The sequence below is a fragment of the Corynebacterium sp. HMSC06D04 genome, assembly GCF_001807315.1.
Taxonomy (GTDB): domain Bacteria; phylum Actinomycetota; class Actinomycetes; order Mycobacteriales; family Mycobacteriaceae; genus Corynebacterium; species Corynebacterium simulans.
The window spans coordinates 1-2522 of sequence record NZ_KV788552.1 but is presented as its reverse complement, the minus strand read 5'-3'; the positions used below and the strand labels follow the sequence as shown (position 1 = coordinate 2522).

At 50.6% G+C, this 2522-nt stretch carries 3 protein-coding genes; 2 read left to right on the top strand and 1 reads right to left on the bottom strand.

Features of this window, described 5'->3' with window-relative positions:
- Positions 1–37: 37 nt before the first annotated feature.
- Positions 38–538 (top strand): PaaI family thioesterase, encoded by a 501-nt coding sequence (locus HMPREF3155_RS08610; RefSeq protein WP_246817717.1) that lies wholly within the window; start codon positions 38–40, stop codon positions 536–538.
- A 146-nt stretch (positions 539–684) separates the two neighbouring features.
- Here HMPREF3155_RS08610 and HMPREF3155_RS08605 read toward each other — a convergent pair whose 3' ends face one another.
- On the bottom strand, positions 685–1701 hold the full coding sequence (locus HMPREF3155_RS08605; protein ID WP_070433096.1) for a DUF3644 domain-containing protein: 1017 nt from the start codon (positions 1699–1701) through the stop codon (positions 685–687).
- 454 nt (positions 1702–2155) lie between these two features.
- Here HMPREF3155_RS08605 and HMPREF3155_RS08600 point away from each other — a divergent pair, with 454 nt between their 5' ends.
- The gene (locus HMPREF3155_RS08600) at positions 2156–2362 is read left to right on the top strand and encodes a type II toxin-antitoxin system Phd/YefM family antitoxin (RefSeq protein WP_049146082.1); all 207 of its coding nucleotides are present in this window, start codon (positions 2156–2158) and stop codon (positions 2360–2362) included.
- Positions 2363–2522 lie beyond the last annotated feature (160 nt).

The window sequence follows — 2522 nt, the reverse complement described above, 5'->3', positions numbered from 1 at the left end:
CCGCAACACCCCTACCAACAAGCCGCTCTCAGCATTCTTGGGCGCTGGCATCAAGATCCAAGAATTTGCTGATGACGGCACTCGCGTCGTTGTCAGCCACAGGCCAAACATGCTGACCAAGAACGCCATGGGTGTTGCCTTCGGTGGCACGCTCTCCGCCATGACGGACCCGTTCTTCATGCTTGCGTCCATGCATCGACTGGGCAAGGAGTACCGCATCTGGGATGCCGCTGGTGAGATTAAGTACCTGAAACCCGGCCGCGGCACGGTCACCGCCGATATGCGTATCCCCGAGGAGACTTACGCGCTCATCGAAGAAAAGACGGCCAACGGTGAGAAGTATTTGCATTGGTTCGACGTGGACATCATCGATGAGGAAGGCGATGTCGTCGCTCATGTGCGCCGCCAAGTCTATTACCGGCGCAAGCAGAAACAAGCTGCACTTGGCCACAGACGCTGGCTAGTGACGCTTGGACTACTGAGGGTGCTTCCCGAAATTCTTGTGCTGTGTTTATCTAGTGCTTTGAAGCCATTTTGAGCACACCGGGAAAAATTGTGTTGTAGAAAGCCTCACGCCCAACTATTCTTGCGGGTACAGCGCCAACCCAAGAAGGATAAAGCTGGGTTCCCGAATGGGAGTAGGGCTTCGGCCTGAGAATTCCTTTGCTCCGAGGGTTGGCGTTTTTACTTTGCTTTCGCCTTGGCCTGCAAAGCATCAATACACGTCCCTGGCTCTTTTTCGAGTTGTGCAACGATAAACTCGATTGCTCGCTGAGAGTATGTCCAGGATGAATTGGGTTCTCCAGCGGTGCTGCGATCGTGTGCGTACCTGGCATCCTCTCTAAATTGGAATACCTTATTGAAGAGATTGAAGTGCCACCGGTTGAATAACTTTTCCTCGCCTCGGAAGTAAATAGTGGTTTTCGACTTCCTTAACCGGTTTCGCACCTCTTTTACTGCATTACCAACTGTGTAAGGGTAATAGGAAGCAGCATCTCGGATGTCTTTAACGATGGTGACGCCGGCTTCCGCGTCTTTGTCGACATAGACGTTAAGGTCGGCATCCTTCGCCTTCTTGACGATGCGCAGGTTTGTCTCGTAGATGACGGCAGCAGCACCTCCTTCTCCGGTTCCTGCCGCGTCGGCGGCTAGCTGCCTCATCTTAAGAAGCTTCTCTGCGACATGAGGCTCGTACTTCGTCCGAATCACGTCAGGGTCAATTGCACCGCGGCGCACGGCCAACGTCAAGTGATTCTCCGGTATTAAATCACTAACGGATTCACCATGAAGATCGAGGAGCTTATCTGCATAATTCATGACAGACTTTTGCAGGAACGGTCCGATGAAAATCTCATACTCATCAGTGATGAAGTGAGTATTGACATTGCGGAAGCGAATGATTTCCGCCATGTTGATGCGCAGGGGATCTTTATCATTCGTAAAAATCTTCTTGAGACAGTCTGCTAGAGCAATTGTCTTTCCAGATTCGTCCGAGTAATAGATCGACTCGATTCCCCGCTCTCGGATCAGGTACGCCTTGAGCATTAGTTCCCATGCGTTGCAGAGAAAAATTGAACAGGTCTCCACGTGGTATTTCAACGTTGGCCTGTTGTACAGCTCCACTGCAAGAGCAAAAGCTTCCTTGCTCTTTTCTAGGAGCCGCTCAATAATCTCTTCCTGTCCCTTATCCACAGGAACCATTCTAACTTCTGCCCCGAGTCATCTCTTCGGCGTTCTCAGCCTGTTCCCTGCCTACGCTCGGTAATAGCACGGACGATCCGGAAGTCAGTGATGATAGGAAAATACCCCAGCTGAAACACTGTTCTAGCTGGGGCTTAATGGAGACTAAGACGTCGGATTTGATAAGTGCGGCGTGAGAGCAAGAACTCTTGTTGAGCAGGGGTTTCGTGATTCTGAAGTAATTTCATTCGCTACAGGGCGCGGTTTCTTGCTGTTGTGAGGTGGTTCTCTAACCGCACTCAAGGTGAGTGCTGGTGTTCAGGGGGTGTGGTTTGCGTTTTCCGTTAGCGGGTATCGACTAAGGGGGGCGTTGTTCTTTCCACGGTCCTCTTTGTTAGCGTAGAATAGTGAAGATGGTAATGACTTTTAGGGTCGCTAACTTAACTACCTGCTCAGTTAGGTGAGGGAGGCGTGAATGGAAGCGGAACCTGAGAAGACGACGATGGATTTTTATAATATGTCGGATTTTCTGCGTGGTCAGTCATCGAAGATCATCACGAAGCTGTCCGAGGAAGATGAGGCGGCTTTCGTGTTGAAGAATGGCAGGCCCATGGCGGTGTTGATATCGATTGACCGGTATGAGCGGTTGATGAAGGCCGGCATAGACATCACTGATTACTAAATTATTTTCTACGAGGGATTTTGGATGGCAGTGAAAAAGACAGAGCTTTACTCGTTGCTGTGGGAAGCAGCTAATAAGCTTCGTGGAGGTGTGGAGCCTGCACGCTACAAGGACTATGTGCTCACCTTGAAGCGTCCTGGGTTTAGTTCCGCTTCTTTTA

Bases quoted from the DNA above. Each gene is read 5' to 3' on its own strand.
- HMPREF3155_RS08605 (WP_070433096.1), bottom strand. From the start codon at position 1,701: ATGGTTCCTGTGGATAAGGGACAGGAAGAGATTATTGAGCGGCTCCTA.
- HMPREF3155_RS08600 (WP_049146082.1), top strand. From the start codon at position 2,156: ATGGAAGCGGAACCTGAGAAGACGACGATGGATTTTTATAATATGTCG.